Annotated in this window: 18 protein-coding genes; 7 read left to right on the forward strand and 11 right to left on the reverse strand. The window is 72.4% G+C overall.

Going from position 1 to position 17503, the window contains the following annotated elements:
* Positions 1 to 36 precede the first annotated feature (36 nt).
* Genes ITJ64_RS14705 through ITJ64_RS14720 form a run of 4 tightly spaced genes read left to right on the forward strand, consistent with a single transcriptional unit; the run spans position 37 to position 3869 of the window.
* Complete coding sequence (locus ITJ64_RS14705) at positions 37 to 447, forward strand: hypothetical protein (protein ID WP_173181175.1); 411 nt, start codon at positions 37 to 39, stop codon at positions 445 to 447.
* Positions 447 to 1406: a pseudouridine-5'-phosphate glycosidase gene (locus tag ITJ64_RS14710; protein ID WP_194681488.1), complete on the forward strand. Its 960-nt coding sequence runs from the start codon at positions 447 to 449 to the stop codon at positions 1404 to 1406. The genes ITJ64_RS14705 and ITJ64_RS14710 overlap by 1 nt, the downstream gene beginning before the upstream one ends.
* Before the next feature lie 4 nt (positions 1407 to 1410).
* Positions 1411 to 2532 carry a PfkB family carbohydrate kinase gene (locus ITJ64_RS14715; RefSeq protein ID WP_194681489.1) on the forward strand — a complete coding sequence of 374 codons (1122 nt, stop codon included), beginning with the start codon at positions 1411 to 1413 and terminating at the stop codon, positions 2530 to 2532.
* Entirely contained in the window at positions 2529 to 3869 is a 1341-nt protein-coding gene (locus ITJ64_RS14720) for a M20/M25/M40 family metallo-hydrolase (protein ID WP_370545200.1), read from the forward strand. The genes ITJ64_RS14715 and ITJ64_RS14720 overlap by 4 nt, the downstream gene beginning before the upstream one ends.
* 45 nt (positions 3870 to 3914) lie before the next feature.
* Here the strand turns inward: ITJ64_RS14720 and ITJ64_RS14725 are convergent, their stop codons facing one another.
* From ITJ64_RS14725 to truB, 10 genes are all read right to left on the reverse strand, one after another.
* Positions 3915 to 4526: a GDSL-type esterase/lipase family protein gene (locus ITJ64_RS14725; RefSeq protein WP_194681490.1), complete on the reverse strand. Its 612-nt coding sequence runs from the start codon at positions 4524 to 4526 to the stop codon at positions 3915 to 3917.
* Between the two features lie 30 nt (positions 4527 to 4556).
* Positions 4557 to 6092 carry an SDR family oxidoreductase gene (locus tag ITJ64_RS14730; protein ID WP_194681491.1) on the reverse strand — a complete coding sequence of 512 codons (1536 nt, stop codon included), beginning with the start codon at positions 6090 to 6092 and terminating at the stop codon, positions 4557 to 4559.
* Positions 6093 to 6179: 87 nt separating this feature from the next.
* The gene (locus ITJ64_RS14735) at positions 6180 to 7043 is read right to left on the reverse strand and encodes an aldehyde dehydrogenase family protein (protein WP_194681492.1); all 864 of its coding nucleotides are present in this window, start codon (positions 7041 to 7043) and stop codon (positions 6180 to 6182) included.
* A gap of 1 nt (position 7044) precedes the next feature.
* Positions 7045 to 8574 carry an aldehyde dehydrogenase family protein gene (locus tag ITJ64_RS14740; RefSeq protein ID WP_194681493.1) on the reverse strand — a complete coding sequence of 510 codons (1530 nt, stop codon included), beginning with the start codon at positions 8572 to 8574 and terminating at the stop codon, positions 7045 to 7047.
* Between the two features lie 9 nt (positions 8575 to 8583).
* On the reverse strand, positions 8584 to 9606 hold the full coding sequence (deoC, locus tag ITJ64_RS14745) for a deoxyribose-phosphate aldolase (protein ID WP_370545201.1): 1023 nt from the start codon (positions 9604 to 9606) through the stop codon (positions 8584 to 8586).
* 138 nt (positions 9607 to 9744) lie between these two features.
* Positions 9745 to 11028, reverse strand: coding sequence for an MFS transporter (locus tag ITJ64_RS14750; RefSeq protein WP_194681495.1), 1284 nt, complete (start codon positions 11026 to 11028; stop codon positions 9745 to 9747).
* A complete protein-coding gene (locus ITJ64_RS14755; RefSeq protein WP_194681496.1) occupies positions 11015 to 11953 on the reverse strand; it encodes a bifunctional riboflavin kinase/FAD synthetase in 939 nt (312 codons plus the stop codon). Before ITJ64_RS14755 ends, ITJ64_RS14750 begins: the two co-directional genes overlap by 14 nt.
* On the reverse strand, positions 11950 to 12363 hold the full coding sequence (locus ITJ64_RS14760; protein ID WP_194681497.1) for a hypothetical protein: 414 nt from the start codon (positions 12361 to 12363) through the stop codon (positions 11950 to 11952). The genes ITJ64_RS14755 and ITJ64_RS14760 overlap by 4 nt, the downstream gene beginning before the upstream one ends.
* Positions 12364 to 12388: 25 nt before the next feature.
* A complete protein-coding gene (locus tag ITJ64_RS14765; RefSeq protein WP_194681498.1) occupies positions 12389 to 12757 on the reverse strand; it encodes a hypothetical protein in 369 nt (122 codons plus the stop codon).
* Positions 12754 to 13725 carry a tRNA pseudouridine(55) synthase TruB gene (gene truB, locus ITJ64_RS14770; protein WP_194681499.1) on the reverse strand — a complete coding sequence of 324 codons (972 nt, stop codon included), beginning with the start codon at positions 13723 to 13725 and terminating at the stop codon, positions 12754 to 12756. Before truB ends, ITJ64_RS14765 begins: the two co-directional genes overlap by 4 nt.
* A 56-nt stretch (positions 13726 to 13781) precedes the next feature.
* On the opposite strand from truB, the gene ITJ64_RS14775 reads away from it, so the two are divergent.
* The 3 genes from ITJ64_RS14775 (at position 13782) to ITJ64_RS14785 (ending at position 16905) form a co-directional block, all read left to right on the forward strand.
* Positions 13782 to 14396 carry a hypothetical protein gene (locus ITJ64_RS14775; protein ID WP_194681500.1) on the forward strand — a complete coding sequence of 205 codons (615 nt, stop codon included), beginning with the start codon at positions 13782 to 13784 and terminating at the stop codon, positions 14394 to 14396.
* Positions 14397 to 14431: 35 nt separating this feature from the next.
* The gene (locus ITJ64_RS14780) at positions 14432 to 15310 is read left to right on the forward strand and encodes an A/G-specific adenine glycosylase (protein ID WP_194681501.1); all 879 of its coding nucleotides are present in this window, start codon (positions 14432 to 14434) and stop codon (positions 15308 to 15310) included.
* Between the two features lie 167 nt (positions 15311 to 15477).
* Positions 15478 to 16905, forward strand: coding sequence for an HNH endonuclease signature motif containing protein (locus ITJ64_RS14785; protein WP_194681502.1), 1428 nt, complete (start codon positions 15478 to 15480; stop codon positions 16903 to 16905).
* Between the two features lie 155 nt (positions 16906 to 17060).
* Here ITJ64_RS14785 and rbfA read toward each other — a convergent pair whose 3' ends face one another.
* Positions 17061 to 17495, reverse strand: a complete 435-nt coding sequence (rbfA, locus tag ITJ64_RS14790; RefSeq protein ID WP_194681503.1) for a 30S ribosome-binding factor RbfA — start codon at positions 17493 to 17495, stop codon at positions 17061 to 17063.
* Positions 17496 to 17503 lie beyond the last annotated feature (8 nt).

Below are 17503 nucleotides of genomic sequence, written 5' to 3' on the forward strand. Positions count from 1 at the left end.
TCGCCAATCCTACGCGGCGCTCGGTAGGGTGAACCCATGTCATTCACGTCGGGTGCTTCGACCCCCCTTTTCGCAGGCCCCGAGGGGCTCTGGACCGCCGATCCCGAGGAGCTCGCCGCGCGGCTGTTCGTGACCGTCTTCGCCGGGCAGGGTGCGGTGCCGCTGCCGCAGAAGGACGTGTCGGAGGTCTACTCCACCCTCGCCGGGCTCGGCGGCTACTCGCTGCCCGACGTGCGCTCGGGCAACACGCAGCCGCTCGGGCTGACCGTGCAGCTGGCGCAGGAGGCCATCCTGACGTGGGAGCGCGCGACGGTCGCCGTGCGGCTCTCGGCCGGCTCGGGCATCGGCGGGGGGCCGGTGTCGCACACGGTCACGATGCTCCGCTTCGGGCCGGGCATCCTGAACGCCGCCGACCCCGTGGTCGCGCTCAAGGCGCGGCTGCACTGATGGCGGCGACGTACGACCAGAGCGAGTCACCGGCACAGACCGAGGCCTTCCGCGTCTCCGACGAGGTCGCCGAGGCCCTCGCCGCCGGCCGCCCCGTGGTGGCTCTCGAGTCGACGATCATCTCGCACGGACTCCCCCGCCCCCGCAATCTCGAGGCGGCCCGCGAGTTCGAGGCGATCCTCCGTGACGCCGGTGTGACACCCGCCACCATCGCGGTGCTCGACGGCATCCCCCGCATCGGACTCGACGACGACGGCGTGCGCCGCATCGCCGAGGAGGACATGACCAAGGCGAGCGTGCGCGACCTGCCGATCCTCTCGGCCAAGGGCGCGAGCGGGGCGACCACCGTCGCCGCCACCGCCTACCTCGCGGGCCGCGCCGGTGTGCGCGTCTTCGCCACGGGCGGCCTCGGTGGCGTGCACCGCGGCGCCTCCGACACCTTCGACGAGTCGGCCGACCTCTCGGCGCTGGCGCTGTCAGGTGTCACGGTCGTCTCGGCGGGCGTCAAGTCGGTGCTCGACATCCCGGCCACGCTCGAACGGCTCGAGACCCTCAGCGTGCCCGTGGTCGGCTACCGCACCACCGACTTCCCGAGCTTCTGGCTGAGCACCTCGGGCTACACGATCGACTGGTCGGTCGAGGACACCGACGAGATCGCCCGCGTCATGCGCGGCCAGGACCTGCTCGGCCACGGCCAGGGCATCGTGGTGGCCAACCCGCTGCCGTCCGATCAGCAGTGGGACCCGGCGGAGCACGACCGCGTGCTCGCCACCGCCTTCGCCGCCGCCGACGCCGCCGGGGTCTCGGGCAAGGCGGTCACGCCGTTCCTGCTCGGCTTCATCGTCGAGGAGTCGGGCGGCCGCAGCCTCGAGGTGAACCTCGACATCGCCCGCAACAACGTGCGGCTCGCCGGCGGCATCGCGCGCTCGTGGAGCGCGCTGAACGGCGCCGGGGCCTGATCCCGTGAGCGACCCGCGGATGCCCGTGCCGCGGGTGATCGCACCCCTGGCCTCCCCGCGGGTGATCGCGCCCCTGGCCTCCCCGCGGGTGATCGCGCCCCTGGCCTCCCCGCGGGTGATCGCGCCCCTGGCCGCCCCGCGGGTGATCGCGTTCGGCGACGTGTTCGACGACGTCATCGTCACCCCGGCCGGCGAGATCCGGCCCGACACCGACACCGCGGCGACGATCGAGCGACGCTCGGGCGGATCCGCGGCGAACGCGGCGGCCTGGTTCGGGCACCTCGGGGCGGAATCGCACTTCTTCGGCCGGGTCGGCGCGATCGACGTCGACCGGCACGCGGCCGAGCTGGCCGACTCCGGCGTGGCGGCCCACCTCCGGCCCGACCCCGAGCGCCCGACCGGCACGATCGTCGTGGTGCTGCAGCCCGACCGCACCCGCACGATGCTCACCGAGCGCGGCGCGAACGTGCTCACCGGCCCCGCCGACGTCGACCGCGCCCTGCTCGCACCCGGCGCGCACCTGCACCTCACGGGCTACTCCCTCTTCAACGACGTGCCCGGCACCGAACGCCTGAGCGCCGTGCGCGCGTGTGCCGCCCTGATCGCCGAGGCCACTACGGCCGGCATGACCATCTCGGTGAACCCGGGATCGGCCGGCTTCATCGCCGACCACGGTGCCGATACGGTGCTCGACGCCTCCCGCGGCGCCACGGTGCTCCTGCCGAACCTCGACGAGGGACGCGCGCTGACGGCCGTCGTCGATCCGGCGGAGGTCGCGACCGCGCTGCTCGTCCACGCCCCGGTGGTGGTGCTGACGATGGGGCGGGACGGGGTGCTCGCGGCGGTCAGGCGGGCGGGCGGGCATCCGCTCGTCGTGCGCGTGCCGGCCCTGCTGGTCGACCCGGTCGACACCACCGGCGCCGGGGACGCCTTCAGCGCCGGCTTCGTGCACGCCCTGCTGACGAGTGGCCGCCTCGACGCCGAGACGATCGATGAGGCCCGGCTCGAGGCGGCGGGCCGCGAGGGCGTGCGCTGTGCGGCCATCGCCATCCAGCGCCTCGGCGCCCGCCCACCGCTCGCCGGTCAGCCCGAGCCGGTGACCCAGACCGAACCGGCCACGGTGTGAACGACCACGCCGACGACGAGGCCGCCCTCGAGCGCCTCCGCACCCTGATCCGCATCCCCACGATGTCGCTGCCGCCCGCCGAGCGCGACGAGGCCGCCTTCGACGCCTTCGCCGACGCCCTCCGCGAGCTGTACCCCCTCGTGCACGAGCACCTCGAACTCGAGCGGATGCACGGGCGCACCTTCCTCTTCCGCTGGCCGGGTCGCACCCCCGGCCGCTCCGCCGTGCTGATGGGCCACTACGACGTGGTGGTCGCGACCGACGAGGGCTGGGAGCATCCGCCCTTCGCCGCCGAGCTGACGGGACACGGCGCCGACCGCGTGCTCTGGGGCCGCGGAACGCTGGACGACAAGGGCTCGGTCACCGCCGTGCTCGAGGCGGTCGAGCGCTCGCTCGCCACCGGCCTCTCCCCCGAGCACGACGTCTACCTGCTCTTCGGCCACGACGAGGAGACGGCGGGCACCGGCGCCGAGGCCGCCTCCCGCCTGCTGCACGGGCGCGGTGTCGAGCTCGGCCTCGTGCTCGACGAGGGCGGCGCCGTGATCGAGCGCGCCTTCCCCACGGTCGAGGTGCCCGTCGCCGTGGTGGGCGTGAGCGAGAAGGGCACCACGAACTTCACCCTCACGGTCGAGCAGGCGGGCGGACACGCCTCGACTCCCCCGGCCGACACCGCCACGAACCGGCTGGCCCGGGCCATCACGCGCCTCGAGCGGCACCCGTTCCCGGCGGGCCTGAACCCGGTGACGGCCCGCATGATCGCCACCATCGGCGCCCACGCGGCGAGCCCGCTGCGCACGGTCTTCACCCGCGTCGGGCTCTTCCGACCGCTGATCGTCCCGGTCTTCGCCCGCCTGAGCGACGAGACGGCCGCCATGGTGCGCACGACGATGGCCGTCACCCAGCTCTCGGGCTCCCCGGCCGCGAACGCCCTGGCCGAGCGGGCGCAGGCCGTCGTGAACGTGCGGATCGCCGTCGGCTCGACCGTCGACGAGGCCCGGCGGCACCTCGAGCGCTCGATCGCCGACCCGCTGGTGCGGGTCGACACGACGATGCAGAACGGCCCGGCCCGGGTCTCCCGCATGGACGGCCCCGACTGGGACCTGCTCGCCGAGACGATCGTCGCGAGCTACCCCGGCACGGTCGTCACTCCGTACGTGCAGACCGGCGCGACCGACTCGCGGTGGTTCTCGCCGCACAGCCGGTCGGTCTACCGCTTCAGCCCGTTCGAGATGTCGGCCGACGAGCGCGCCACCCTGCACGCCAAGAACGAGCGGATGCACGTGGACACGTGGTTCACGGGCATCCGCTTCTTCGAGCGCCTGCTGAGGCGGCTCTAGCGCAGGCCTCCGCCCGCGGCGCCACTACTGCTGCGACAGCTGCTGCTACTCCTGCTCGGCCCGCTTCGCCTGCTCGGCGGCCATCTGCGCCTGCAGCTCGGGCAGGCGGATCGGCCGGCTCGACGGCGGCAGGTCGTGCACCCGCTCGAGGGCGGGCTCGAGCTCGGAGAGCCACGCCTTGTAGCCCTCCTCGTTCAGGTGCAGCCGATCCTCGGTGAAGGCGGGGTTGAGCTCGCCCGACTCGACGGCCATCACGGGCCAGAGGTCGAGGTAGTGCGCCCGCACGGTGGCGGCGAACTGCCAGACGTGCCGGTTGATCTCCTTGACGAACTCGGCGTACTCGGCGCCGCGCGGCAGCACCGACTGCACCAGGATGCGCGCGTCGGGCGACGCGGCCCGGATGTTCGCCAGCGCGGTCTCGATGCCGCGCACGACCTGCTCGATGCCGCGGCGGTTCGCCACGTCGTTCGTGCCGATCAGGAGCACGACCGTGTCGGGGTCTTCGGCGGCGACCTCGTCGAGCCGCGCGATCAGACCCTCGGTGGTGTCTCCGCCGACTCCGAGGTTCACGGCTTCGAGCTCGGGGAACCACTCCTGCCAGCGGCCGCCTTCGATCAGGCTGTCTCCGACGAAGACGGTCTTGGGCTTTCCGGACATCCGCACCTCCAGGTGAAGTAGATCCCCATTTTAGCCGGAGGCGACGATCCCCGCTCCGGCCGGCTTTGCCGAACCGGTCTTCGCCGCGTCCTTCCGGGCAGCGAGCAGGGCGGTCTCGGTGATCCGGTTGGCCATGCCGTTGAAGATCACGCCGTGGAACGGCAGGATCGCGAACCAGTACAGCCGGCCGCCGAGCCCGCGCGGGAAGAAGATCGCGCGCTGGTCGTAGATCGAACCGCCGTCCTCTGACGGGGTGGCCCGCATCTCGAGCCAGGCGCCGCCCGGCACCTTCATCTCGGCCCGCAGCCTGAGGAACGAGCCGCGGTCGATCTGCTCCACCCGCCAGAAGTCGAGCGCGTCGCCCGTGTGCAGCTCGGTCTGGCTGCGCCGGCCGCGCCGGAGGCCGACGCCGCCCACGATCTTGTCCATCCAGCCGCGCACGGCCCAGGCGATCGGGAAGGAGTACCAGCCGTTCTCGCCGCCGATGCCCTCGATCACGCGCCAGAGCTCGTCGGCCGGCGCCGGTGTGGTGCGCTGCTTCACGTCGAGGTAGACGGTGTGGCCCGCCCAGTCGGGGTCGCTCGGCAGCGGGTCGCTGACGGCGCCCGGCACGAAGGCGTCCTGCCAGCTGGTCTCGACCTCGCCGGCCTTCATCTTCCCCAGCGCGAGCCGCACGGCCCGCCGGTAGGGGGTGAGCCCGCCCTCGGGGTCGTCGATGTAGCTGCGGATGTCGTGCTCGTGGGTGACGCAGTCGAACTGCAGCGACGCGATGATCGGGATGGCGAGGGACCGGGGGATCGGCGTGACGAGGTTCACCCACTGCGAGGCGAGCCACGGCGTCAGCACGGGCAGCGCGGCGATCGGCCGCTGGGCGAGGCCCGCCTCGAGGGCGTAGCCGTTCATCATCTGGCCGTAGCGCAGCACGTCGGGCCCGCCGATGTCGAAGGTGCGGTTCACGTCGGCCGGCAGGTCGGCGGCCTTGACGAGGTAGTAGAGCACGTCGCGCACGGCGATGGGCTGGATGCGGTTGCGCACCCACTTCGGCGCCGGCATGTACGGCAGCACGTCGGTGAGGTGCCGGATCATCTCGAACGAGGTCGAGCCCGAACCGATCACGACTCCGGCCTGCAGGGCGGCGGTGGGCACACCCGAGTCGAGCAGGATGCGCCCGACGGCGACCCGCGACCGCAGGTGCGGCGACAGCTCCCCGCTCACCGGGTGCAGCCCACCGAGGTAGACGACCCGCTTCACGCCGGCGTCGGCGACCGCGGCGGCCACGTTCTTCGCGGAGGCCTCCTCGGCCTTCTCGAAGTCGCCCTTGCCGCCCATCGAGTGCACGAGGTAGTAGAAGACGTCGACTCCCTCGACGGCGGCGCGCAGCGACTCGGCGTCGCCGAGGTCGCCCTTGACGATGTCGACCGAGCCGGCCCACGGCACGTCGCGCAGCTTCTCGGGCGTGCGCACGAGCACGCGCACGTCGAAGCCCGCGTCGAGCAGGCGGGGAACGAGACGCCCCCCGATGTAGCCGGTCGCGCCCGTGACGAGGGCCAAGCGTGGGGAGGTCATGCTGCCCACGCTAGCCCTCGCACGGCCCCGGCGGGCCGGAGGCGCCGCCCTCGGGGCGAACGGTCAGCGCAGCGCCGGTCAGCCCAGCTAGATCAGCGCCTTCGTGTGCCACACCGTCTTGATCTCGGTGAACGCCCCGATGCGGGCGAGGCTCGGCGCGGCGGCGTCCGGCCCCTCCTCGGGCGGGAGCACGCGCTTCAGCGTCTCGGCGGCGGCGATCTCGAGGTCGATCCACTCCAGCGCCGAGGCTCCGACGAGGTCGAGCGCGTTCACGTCGGCGTGGCTCGCGAGCCACGGCGCCAACTCGGCGGGAGAGCCGGTCAGCACGTTGACAACGCCCTTCGGCAGGTCGCTCGTGGCGAGCACCTCGCCGAGGGTGATGGCCGAGAGCGGATGCGCCTCGCTCGCGACGACCACCACGGTGTTGCCGGCGACGAGCGCGGGCGCCACGGCGCTGACGAGGCCGAGCAGGGCCGAGTCCTGGGGCGCCACGATCGCGACGACCCCGGTGGGCTCGGGCACCGAGAGGTTGAAGTACGGGCCGGAGACCGGATTGGCGTTGCCGGCGACCTGGGCGTACTTGTCGGCCCAGCCGGCGTACCAGACCCAGCGGTCGATCGCCTCGTCGACCTGGGCGCGCGCGGCCGAGGCCGACACGCCCTCCTGCCTGACGATCTCGTCCTCGAACTGGGCGCGGCGGCCCTCGAGCACCTCGGCGACGCGGTAGAGCACCTGGCCGCGGTTGTAGGCGGTGGCGCCCGACCAGCCGCCGACGGCGGCGCGTGCGGCCACGACGGCGTCACGCGCATCCTTTCGCGAGGCCTGGGCGGCGTTCGCGAGGAAGCGGCCCTTGGAGTCGACCACCTCGTAGACGCGGCCCGACTCGCTGCGCGGGAAGGCGCCGTTGACGTAGAGCTTGTAGGTCTTGGGAACGGAGACGTGGGTGCTCAATTTACTGCTCCTCCTTCGTCGTCGACTGAGAGAGCACAGCTCTCTCAGGGCTGGCGTCGCGGCGAGAGCGCACTGCGCTCTCACTCATAGCTCCAGCGCCCTCCTTCAGGTATGCGGCGAGACCGTGGCGGCCGCCCTCGCGGCCGTAGCCCGACTCCTTGTAGCCACCGAAGGGCGACGCGGGGTCGAAGCGGTTGAAGGTGTTGGCCCAGATCACGCCGGCGCGCAGCTTGTCGGCCACGGCCAGGATGCGGCTGCCCTTCTCGCTCCAGATGCCGGCCGAGAGGCCGTAGGGGGTGTTGTTGGCCTTGGCGATCGCCTCGGCCGGGGTGCGGAAACTCAGCACCGACAGCACCGGGCCGAAGATCTCCTCGCGGGCGATGCGGTGGCTGGTCGACACGTTCGTGAAGATCGTGGGGGCGAACCAGAAGCCGTTCTCGGGGAGCTCGCACGCCGGGCTCCAGCGCTCGGCGCCCTCGGCCTCGCCGATCTCGCTCAGCTCGCGGATGCGCGCCAGCTGCTCGGCGCTGTTGATGGCGCCCACGTCGGTGTTCTTGTCGAGCGGGTCGCCGACGCGCAGCGTCTCGAGGCGCGACTTCAGGCGCTCGACGACCTCGTCGTGGATCGACTCCTGCACCAGCAGGCGCGAGCCCGCGCAGCAGACGTGGCCCTGGTTGAAGAAGATGCCGTTGACGATGCCCTCGATGGCCTGATCGATGGGCGCGTCGTCGAAGACGATGTTCGCCGCCTTGCCGCCGAGCTCGAGGGTGAGCTTCTTGCCGGTGCCCGCGGTGGAGCGCGCGATCTCGCGGCCCACGGCGGTGGAGCCGGTGAAGGCCACCTTGTTCACGTCGGGGTGGTTGACGAGCGCGCGGCCCGTCTCGCCGGCACCGGTGACGATGTTGACGACACCGGCCGGGAGGTCGGCCTGCTGCAGGATCTCGGCGAACAGCAGCGCCGTGAGCGGCGTGGTCTCGGCCGGCTTCAGCACGACGGTGTTGCCGGCGGCCAGGGCGGGTGCGATCTTCCACGCCAGCATGAGCAGCGGGAAGTTCCACGGGATGACCTGGGCGGCGACGCCGAGCGAGCGCGGGTTCGCGCCGACGCCGGCGTACTCGAGCTTGTCGGCCCAGCCGGCGTAGTAGAAGAACCAGGCGGCGACGAGCGGCACGTCGACGTCGCGGCTCTCCTTGATCGGCTTGCCGTTGTCGAGCGACTCGGCGACGGCGAGCTCGCGGGCGCGCTCCTGCACGAGGCGCGCGATGCGGAACAGGTACTTGCCGCGGTCGCGGCCCGACATGCGCGACCAGGTCTTCTCGTAGGCCTTGCGGGCGGCGGCCACGGCGCGGTCGACGTCGGCCTCGGTGCCGTTGGCGATGCGCGCGATCGGCTTCTCGGTGGCGGGAGAGATCGTCAGGAACGACTCTCCGGCGGCGGGGGTGAACTCACCGTCGATGAACAGGCCGTACTCGGGCTTGAGGTCGAGGATCGCCGTCGACTCGGGGGCCGGGGCGTATTCGAGGAATGACATCGTGTGGTCCTAGTCGATCGTGACGTAGTCGGCGCCGGAGTAGTGGCCCGAGCTGAGCTTCTGCCGCTGCAGCAGCACGTCGTTGAGGAGGCTCGAGGCCCCGAAGCGGAACAGGTGCGGCTGGAGCCACTCCTCGCCCACCGTCTCGGCGACGGTGACGAGGTACTTGATGGCGTCCTTCGACGAGCGGATGCCGCCGGCCGGCTTGACGCCGATCTTCTCGCCGGTGAGGCGGTGCCAGTCGCGCACGGCCTCGAGCATCAGCAGGGTGACGGGCAGCGTGGCGGCCGGGGCCACCTTGCCGGTCGAGGTCTTGATGAAGTCGCCACCGGCGAGGATCGCGAGCCAGGATGCCCGGCGCACGTTGTCGTAGGTGTTCAGCTCGCCGGTCTCGAGGATCACCTTGAGGTGCGCGAACGAGCCGTCGGCCCGGCGGCAGGCTTCCTTCACCGCGACGATCTCGTCGAAGACCAGGCCGTAGCGACCGGAGAGGAAGGCACCGCGGTCGATGACCATGTCGATCTCGTCGGCGCCGGCGGCCACGGCGTCGGCGGTGTCGGCCAGCTTCACCGGCAGCGAGGCGCGGCCCGAGGGGAACGCGGTCGCGACGGCGGCGACGTTGATCAGCCCGTCACCGGGCTCGGTGACCCGGCCGGCGGCGTGGGCGTCGCCCAGCGCCTCGACGGCGTAGGGCACCATGTCGCCGTAGACGCAGACGGCGGCGACCCGCGGGGTCGAGGGGTCCCCCGCATCCGGCACCAGGGCCTTGGCCACGAGCGAGCGCACCTTGCCGGGGGTGTCGGCACCCTCGAGGGTGGTGAGGTCGATCAGCTCGATGATGCGGTCGAGGGCCCAGGCCTTCGACGTGGTCTTGATCGAGCGCGTGCCGAGCGAGGCGGCGCGCTGCTCGAGGCCCACGGTGTCGACTCCGGGGAGCCCGTCGAGGTAGCGCTTCAGGGTGGCTTCGGTCAGGTCGCCGCCGAGCACCTCCACGGCGCGCTGCGCGGGGCTGACCGCTCTTTCTATCGTCACGAGGTCACTTCCCAATCCTTCGCGGCGACGACCCGTCCGGTCGTGCCGCATCCGTCGATTCTCTCATGCGGCTCTGCATGGCCACCGGATGCGCGGCGAATCACCGCGCTGCCGCCCGTCCCGCTGCCACCCGTCCCGCTACCACTCGTCCTCGAGCATCCGCGGCCGGGCCACCACGATCCCGCTGACGGTGAGCGCCAGGGCGGTGCCCACGAGGAACAGCAGCGGAACCGTCCACCCGCCGGTGGTGTCGTGCAGCACACCGACCACGAGCGGCCCGAGCGCGCCGATGCCGTAGCCGATCGACTGCACGAACGAGCTCAGCGCCACCGAGCCCTCGTGGGTGCGGGTGCGCAGGTTGATCAGCACGAGCGACAGCGGGAACAGCAGCGGCCCGAGGCCGATGAACGCGACCCAGAGCCAGAGCGGTCCGCCGGGTGCGAGCAGCAGCCCGCCGTAGCCGACGAGGTAGAACACGACGCCGGCGGCGATCAGCGGGCCGACCGTCTTCATCCTCGTCGCGAGGATGGGCACGAGCAGCGCGGCGGGCAGCCCCATCACCGAGAACAGCGAGAGCAGCGCGCCGGCCTCGGCCTCCGAGGCCCCGGCGACGTCGGTCAGGATGCTCGGCAGCCAGGCGAACATGGCGTAGGCGTTCACCGAGGTGAGGGCGAAGACGAGCATCAGCGACCAGGCGACCGGCGAGCGCAGAACGCGCCCGGAGCCCTTGCGGCGCTCGAGGGGCACCTCGACGGGCACGCCGCCGGGCCCGAGCCGGCCTGCGGCGTCCGCCGGGGCGGCGTCGTCTGCGGCATCGCGCCGGTCGCGCATCCGCCTGGCCAGCAAGGTCACGAGTGGCACCAGCGCCAGTACCGCGAACACGGCCCACATGCCCACCGACACCCGCCAGCTGCTGGCGTCGGCCACCGGCACGGCGACCAGCGGCGGCAGGGTGGCGCCCATCGCCATGATCGTCGCGTACAGCGCGGTCAGCAGCCCGATGCGGTCGGGGAAGTACGTCTTGACGAGCGGGGGCAGCAGCACGTTCGCCACGCCCATGCCCGCGAAGGTCACGGCGCTGGCGAGCACGAGCACGAGGTACGAGCCCGAGGATGCGCGCACCAGATGCCCGAGCAGGATGGCGAGGATCGCCACCACCATCACCCGTTCCACGCCGAACCGCCGGTGCAGCGCGGGGGCGAACAGCCCGACCACGGCGAAGCTCACGGGCGGCAGGGTGCCGAGGAAACCGATGCCGATCGCGCCGATCGCGAAGTCCTGGCCGATGCGGTCGTAGATCGGCGAGAGCGCGGCGACGGCGGTGCGGAGGTTGAGCCCGACGAGCACGACGGCGAGCAGCGCGACGGTGCGGCCCTGCCAGAGCGGCCGCACCCCGGCGCCGCCCCGGTCAGCGGGCGTCATCGAGCAGGCGCCGGGCGTTCAGCACGTCGTCGTCCATCTGGGCGATCAGCGGGTCGATGCCCGTGAACTTCACCTGGCCGCGGATGCGCGCGACGAACGACACGTCGACCACGTGGTCGTAGAGATCGAGATCCTCGTCGAGCACGTAGGCCTCGACCTGCTTCTGCGGCACGCCGTCGAAGGTGGGGTTGTTGCCGACCGAGATCGCGGCGGGATAGCGCTGCCCCGCATCCGTCAGCCAGCCGGCGTAGACGCCGTCGGCGGGGATGAGCCCCTCGGACTCGGGTGAGAGGTTGGCGGTCGGGTAGCCGAGCTCGCGACCGCGCTTGGCGCCGTGCACCACCATGCCGCGCACGGTGGGCGCCCGGCCGAGCAGCTCGGAGGCGCGCTCGACGTCGCCCTGGGCGAGGAGCTCCCTGATCCAGGTCGAGGAGACCTTGCGCTCCTCGGCCGGTCGCACGTCGGGGATGAGGTCGACGTCGAAGCCGAACTCCCCGCCGAGCTCGCGCAGGGTGTCGATCGTGCCGCGGCCCTTGGCGCCGAAGCGGAAGTCCTCCCCCACCATCACGACCTCGGTGCGGCAGACGCCGGTCAGCACGCGCTCGACGAACTCGCGCGGGGTCATCGAGGCGAGGGCCTCGTCGAACGGCAGGAAGATCGTGACGTCGACCCCGGTCTCCTCGAGCAGCTCCAGGCGCTGGGCGTTGCCGATCAGCGCCTCGGGCCGGAGGGCGGGGTCGAGCTGAGCGAGCGGATGCCGGTCGAAGGTGATGACGACGCTCGTCAGCCCGCGCCGGGCGGCGACGTCGATCAGCTCGGCGATCACGGCGCGGTGGCCGGCGTGCACCCCGTCGAACTTGCCGATGGTGACGGCGGCGGGGCCGAAGCCCTCGGGCACCTCGGCCAGCGAGTGGTAGGCCCTCATCGGGTGCGTCGCAGCCAGAGCATGCCGAGCACGGGCAGCACGAGCGGGATGAAGAGGTACCCGGCGCCGTACCACGACCACACCGACGCCTTCGCGAACAGCTCGGGCAGGAACAGGCTCAGGGTGCCGACGGTGAGCACGCCGATCAGCTCGAAGGTGATCGTGACCCAGGCGATGCGGTACCAGACCCGGCCCGGGATGATCAGCGCGGCCGTGGCGATGATGTAGACGACGGCGGCCACCGCGGAGAGCGTGTAGGCGAACGGCGCCTGGTCGAACTTGCCGATGATCTCGACGACCGAGCGGCCGGTGGCTCCGAGGGCCAGGATGGCGTACACCGCGATCAGCACCCGGCCGATGCCCCGGGCTCGGGTGCGGGGCGGGGTCGGGGCGAGGGTGTCGTGAGCCATGGCTCTAGAAGTTTATGGCACCCGCTCAGCTTCCCTGCACGAACCAGATCACGTTCATCCGGTAGACCATGACGGCGACGGCCAGGCAGATCGCGCCGAGGATGACGGTGCTCCAGCGGCTGCGCTCGACCAGCGCCCAGAAGCCGCCGGCGACGGGCAGCAGCACGGCCGAGACGAGGTACACCCAGAACTCCAGCGGGTCGCCCGAGGGGGTGTTGCCGAAGGCGGGGGCGGCGATCGCGACCACGAGCTGCACGATCAGCAGCACCTCGACGAGGGCGGTGGCGCCCATCGTGAGGTCGGTGGGCTTGCGTCCGGCGAGGCCGAGCACCACGCACAGGATGCCCGCCAGCACGGCCACGGCCACCTGCACGATCGTGAACCACTCGATCACGGGGTCTCCTCGCCGGGGCTGGGTGCGTATTCGTCTGGCGGAAAGTTCACGATGCTCTTGGCCGATGCCCCGGCGCGCTCGACGAGGCCGACCAAGCGCCCCTCGGCGGTGACGGCGGCTACTGGGCCGGAGGGCACGTCGTCGGTCACGGGGATGCGCTGGCCGTGGCCGAGGGCGGCGGCGGCCGGGCCGTCCACGTCGAGCACGGGGAACAGGGAGCGGGCCACGTCGGCCGGCGCGCGGAGCGGGAGCGGTTCGCCCGCCTCGACGAGGGTGTCGAGGGCGTCGAGGGTCGGGGCATCCGTCACCGAGAACGGCCCCACGCGGGTGCGCCGCAGCTCGGTCAGGTGGCCGCCGACGCCGAGGGCCGCGCCCAGGTCGCGGGCGATCGCGCGGATGTAGGTGCCCGAGGAGCAGACGACGCGCACGTCGACGTCGACGACCGGATGCCCGTCGTCGTCGACCCCGGCGCGGCCGGCGCCGAGCACCTCGAGCTCGGAGACGGTGACGGTGCGGCTCTTCAGCACGACGTCCTCGCCGGCGCGCACGCGGGCGTAGGCGCGCTGGCCGTCGACCTTGATGGCGCTGACCGAGCTCGGCACCTGCTCGATCGTGCCGCGCTGCGCGTCGAGGGCGCGGTCGATCTGCTCGTCGTCGAGACCCTGCACGGTTCCGGCGGGTGCGCGCTCGAGCAGCTCGCCCTCGCGGTCGTCGGTGGTGGTCGTCGCGCCGAGGCGGATGGTGGCGAGGTACTCCTTGTCGAGGCCCACCAGGTAGGTGAGGAGTCGCGTGGAGCTGTTCAGGCCGAGGATGAGCAGCCCGGTCGCCATCGGGTCGAGGGTGCCGGCGTGGCCCACCTTGCGGGTCTGGGCGAGCCGGCGGGTGCGACCCACGACGTCGTGGCTGGTGCGGCCGGCGGGCTTGTCGACCAAGAGGATGCCGCTGGCCGTGCTGGAGGGACTCTTCACGCCGGGCACTTTCTCACGCTGCCACGCTAACAGGTGCACGAGCGTAGGCTCGGAGCATGGTTGACCCCGCTACTCCGGCCAGTGCGTACGCCGACACGCTCGCGGCCGAGATCCGTCACAACTACCGACTCGGCCGGGTGATCGTCGGAGTCGACGGTGTCGAGCACACGCGGGCCTTCGCCGACGAGCTCGCGGCCGCGTTCGCGCGAGCGGGGGTCGAGGCGGTTCGCGCGTCGCTCGACGACTTCCAGCGGCCCCGTTCGGAGCGCCTGCGCCTGGGTGCGGACTCCCCCGAGGGCTACTATCTCGACCGCTACGACCTCGACACGCTGAAGCGGGTGCTGATCGAGCCGTTCCGGATGGCCGGCAGCACCGGGTTCCAGACCACCGCCTTCGACGCGGCGCGCGACGTGCCGGCCGAGGCGCGCTGGCTGACGGCTCCGGCGGACGCCGTGCTGGTGCTCGACGGGCCGTTCCTGCAGCGGTCGGGTCTGCGTGGGCAGCTCAACTTCACCGCCTACCTCGAGGGCCGGAACGCCGAGCTGCCGCCCACGGTTCTCGGGGCGGACGCGCTGTACCAGGCCGAGGCCGGGCCGCGGTTCGGGGCGAGCGCCATCGTCGATGTGAGTTCGCCCGAGCATCCGCGTCGCAGCTTCGCCGACAGCTGCTGACGCCCCGGGCACCCGGCCCGATCTAGGCTGTCAGGATGCCCTCCCCGACGCCGTTCTCGACGGCAGTGGTCTCGTGGTTCGCCACCGCGGCGCGGGACCTGCCCTGGCGGCGACCCGGATTCACGGCCTGGGGCACGCTGGTCAGCGAGTTCATGCTGCAGCAGACGCCGGTGGTGCGGGTGATCCCGCGGCTGGAGGAGTGGCTCGTGCGGTGGCCGACGCCCGCTTCGCTCGCTGCGGCACCGGCCGGGGACGCGGTGCGGGCGTGGCAGTCGCTCGGGTATCCGCGGCGGGCGCTGAACCTGCACGCTTGCGCGGTGGCGATCACGGACCGCTTCGGCGGGGTGGTGCCACGCGACGTGCCGTCGCTGCTGTCGCTGCCCGGGGTCGGGGACTACACGGCGCGCGCGGTCGCGGTGTTCGCCTATGGTGACCGGCACCCGGTGGTCGACACGAACATCCGCCGGGTGATCGCGCGGGCCATCTCGGGCGCGCCGGATGCGGCGGCACCCAACGCGCGCCTCGACCTGCCCGCGATGACGGCGCTGCTGCCCGCCTCGGACTCGGCTGCGGCGCGCTTCAACGCCGGGATGATGGAGCTCGGCGCGCTCGTCTGCACGGCTCGCGCGCCCCGCTGCTCGCAGTGCCCCGTGGCCGACCTGTGCGCCTGGCGGGCGGCGGGCTACCCGGAGTCTCCCGTCGCGCGGCGACCGGTGCAGAGGAAGTACGAGGGCTCGGACCGCCAGGCGCGCGGCATCGTCCTCGGCGTGCTCAGGGCCTCCCCTGACCCTGTTCCCCACGCCGCTCTGAGTGACGCCCTTCCTGACTCCGCGCGCCTCGGCCGAGCCCTCTCGGGTCTCCTGGCCGACGGCCTCCTGATCGCCCACTCCGACGACGTCTACGCTCTTCCTTAGCTCCTTCCTGGCCGCGCCCTTCCTTGGGAGGCGACCCATGCCCATCGTCGGCAAGCGCGGAGCGCGCGGCAGTCCTCCAGGTGCTGCCGCGCACTCCGTGCTTGCCCTCGAGGATCGTGGCCGGGTCACAGAGTCCAGTGTCGGTGGTCTCTGATTGAATTAATCTCATGAACACCTCCTCAGTCGCCTTCACCGAGGCCCCCGCCTTCGACGCCCCCCGCGTCGACTCGCTGGGCGCCCAGTTCGACGCGGCGATTCAGGATGTTCGGGCCGCCGATGCCCAGATCGCCGCCGCCGAGGCGCTCCGCACGCGCCGCCTCGCCCGTGTGGCGGAGCTGGCCGAGCAGATGTCACGCGCCGACGGCAGCGCCGCCACCGCCGCCGGCCGGGAGTGGGCTCACCGCCGACTGGTCGTGGAGGTGGCCTGCGCCACCAAGCGCAGCGAACGCACGACGGCCCGCCTGATCGACGACGCCGAGCACCTCGTGACCGAGCTCCCGCTGACCCTCGCGCGACTTTCGACGGGTGCCATCTCCTACGCCCACGCCAAGTCGTTGGTGGCCCACGCCATGACCGTGCCCGCCGAGGCTCGTGCCTCCTTCGAGCGGGACGTGCTCCCCCACGCCGAAGCGCTCCCCGCCCACCGCTTCGACGACCGTGCCCGTCGCCTGCGGGAGCGCCTGCACCCCGAGTCGATCGTCACGCGCACCCGCGCCGCCCTCGAGGAGCGGTACGTCTCGGTCACCCCCGAGTGCGACGGCATGGCGACGATCCTGCACCACCTGCCAGCGGTCGACGCCCTGGCGATCGACGACCTGATCGACCGTGTGGCCCGCGCCGCCCGTTCCGACGACGACGGCCGCACCCACGCCCAGCGCCGCTGCGATGCCCTCACCGACCTCGTGCTCGCCCGTGGCGACCGCCCGTCCCTCGTCCCCACGGTGCTCGTCACCATCGCGGCCACGACCCTGGCGGGCGCCGACGACGCCCCCGCCTCCCTCCACGGCTACGGCCCCATCGCCCCCGACACGGCCCGCCGCCTGGCGCACCTGGCCCCCACCCTTCTCCGCGCTGCCGCCCCGGCCCCCACACGCGCGGCTGCACCGACCGGCGGCCCTCGCCCCTCGCGCAGCCCATCCCCCGCGACCAGCGCCACCACCGTGACGCGGCACCGCACCCGAACCCTCCTGGCCGGCGCGATGAACGCGACCAGCTCGAGCAGCCCCACCAGCGCCCCCCGTCCGGCACCCGCCGCCGATGACGCCGCCGACCGCTACAGCGCCTCTCCCGTCACGCGCACGGTGCTCGCCCTGCTCGACGAGACCTGCCGTTTCCCCGGCTGCGGCCGACGCGCCGACCGCTGCGAACTCGACCACACCCACGCCTGGAGCGAGGGCGGCCGCACCACCCCCGACAACCTCGCGCACCTCTGCTCCCGCCACCACCACCTGAAGCATGAGGGCGGCTGGCGCGTCACTCCCTCCCGCGACGGCACCCGCACCCTCCACTGGACCAGCCCCCGCGGCGCCCCCTACACGACCACCCCCGAACTCCACTCCCTCACCGCCGAGCCCCCCGACCCGCCCCCGCACTGACGATCGCACCGACGACCCCACCGCGCCCCTCGCGACCCGCGCGCCCACCGTGCTTCAGCCCGATGCGGCCGCACACCCATCCCGTGAAACGACGAATGGCCCCACTTCTCTCGAAATGGAGCCATTCGCTCGCACACCGGGGTGCGCGGAAGGACTTAGTCCTCCTCGATCACCTTCGGCTTCACGTACGGGTCCTCGTCGCCGGCGTACTGCGCCTTCTTCGCCAGACCCTCCACCTCGGCGTCACGAGCGCGCGCCTCGGCGAGCAGGTCGTCGAGCACCTTCGCGTTCTCCGGCAGCGCGTCGGCGATGAACTCCAGCGACGGCGTCAGCCGAGCCGTGATGTTCTTGCCGACCTCGCTGCGGAGCATCCCGGTCGCCGACTTCAGAGCCGCAGCCGAGTCGGCCCGCTCCTTCTCGTCGCCGTAGACCGTGTAGAAGATCGACGCGTGCTGCAGGTCACCCGTCACCCGCACATCCGTGATCGTGACGAAGCCGAGGCGCGGGTCTTTGATGCCCTTCTCGAGGCGCTTGGCCACGATGACCTTGATGCGGTCCGCCATCTTGGCGGCACGAGCCGGATCGGCCATGATCATCC

Source organism: Herbiconiux sp. VKM Ac-1786, from assembly GCF_015350805.1.
GTDB lineage: Bacteria > Actinomycetota > Actinomycetes > Actinomycetales > Microbacteriaceae > Herbiconiux.

What these genes read in the sequence shown, in the direction of transcription:
- ITJ64_RS14705 (WP_173181175.1), top strand. Translation starts at nt 37, where the DNA reads ATGTCATTCACGTCGGGTGCTTCGACCCCCCTTTTCGCAGGCCCCGAG.
- ITJ64_RS14710 (WP_194681488.1), top strand. Translation starts at nt 447, where the DNA reads ATGGCGGCGACGTACGACCAGAGCGAGTCACCGGCACAGACCGAGGCC.
- ITJ64_RS14725 (WP_194681490.1), bottom strand. Translation starts at nt 4,526, where the DNA reads ATGTCCGGAAAGCCCAAGACCGTCTTCGTCGGAGACAGCCTGATCGAA.
- ITJ64_RS14730 (WP_194681491.1), bottom strand. Translation starts at nt 6,092, where the DNA reads ATGACCTCCCCACGCTTGGCCCTCGTCACGGGCGCGACCGGCTACATC.
- ITJ64_RS14740 (WP_194681493.1), bottom strand. Translation starts at nt 8,574, where the DNA reads ATGTCATTCCTCGAATACGCCCCGGCCCCCGAGTCGACGGCGATCCTC.
- ITJ64_RS14750 (WP_194681495.1), bottom strand. Translation starts at nt 11,028, where the DNA reads ATGACGCCCGCTGACCGGGGCGGCGCCGGGGTGCGGCCGCTCTGGCAG.
- ITJ64_RS14755 (WP_194681496.1), bottom strand. Translation starts at nt 11,953, where the DNA reads ATGAGGGCCTACCACTCGCTGGCCGAGGTGCCCGAGGGCTTCGGCCCC.
- ITJ64_RS14760 (WP_194681497.1), bottom strand. Translation starts at nt 12,363, where the DNA reads ATGGCTCACGACACCCTCGCCCCGACCCCGCCCCGCACCCGAGCCCGG.
- ITJ64_RS14775 (WP_194681500.1), top strand. Translation starts at nt 13,782, where the DNA reads ATGGTTGACCCCGCTACTCCGGCCAGTGCGTACGCCGACACGCTCGCG.
- ITJ64_RS14780 (WP_194681501.1), top strand. Translation starts at nt 14,432, where the DNA reads ATGCCCTCCCCGACGCCGTTCTCGACGGCAGTGGTCTCGTGGTTCGCC.
- ITJ64_RS14785 (WP_194681502.1), top strand. Translation starts at nt 15,478, where the DNA reads ATGAACACCTCCTCAGTCGCCTTCACCGAGGCCCCCGCCTTCGACGCC.
- rbfA (WP_194681503.1), bottom strand. Translation starts at nt 17,495, where the DNA reads ATGGCCGATCCGGCTCGTGCCGCCAAGATGGCGGACCGCATCAAGGTC.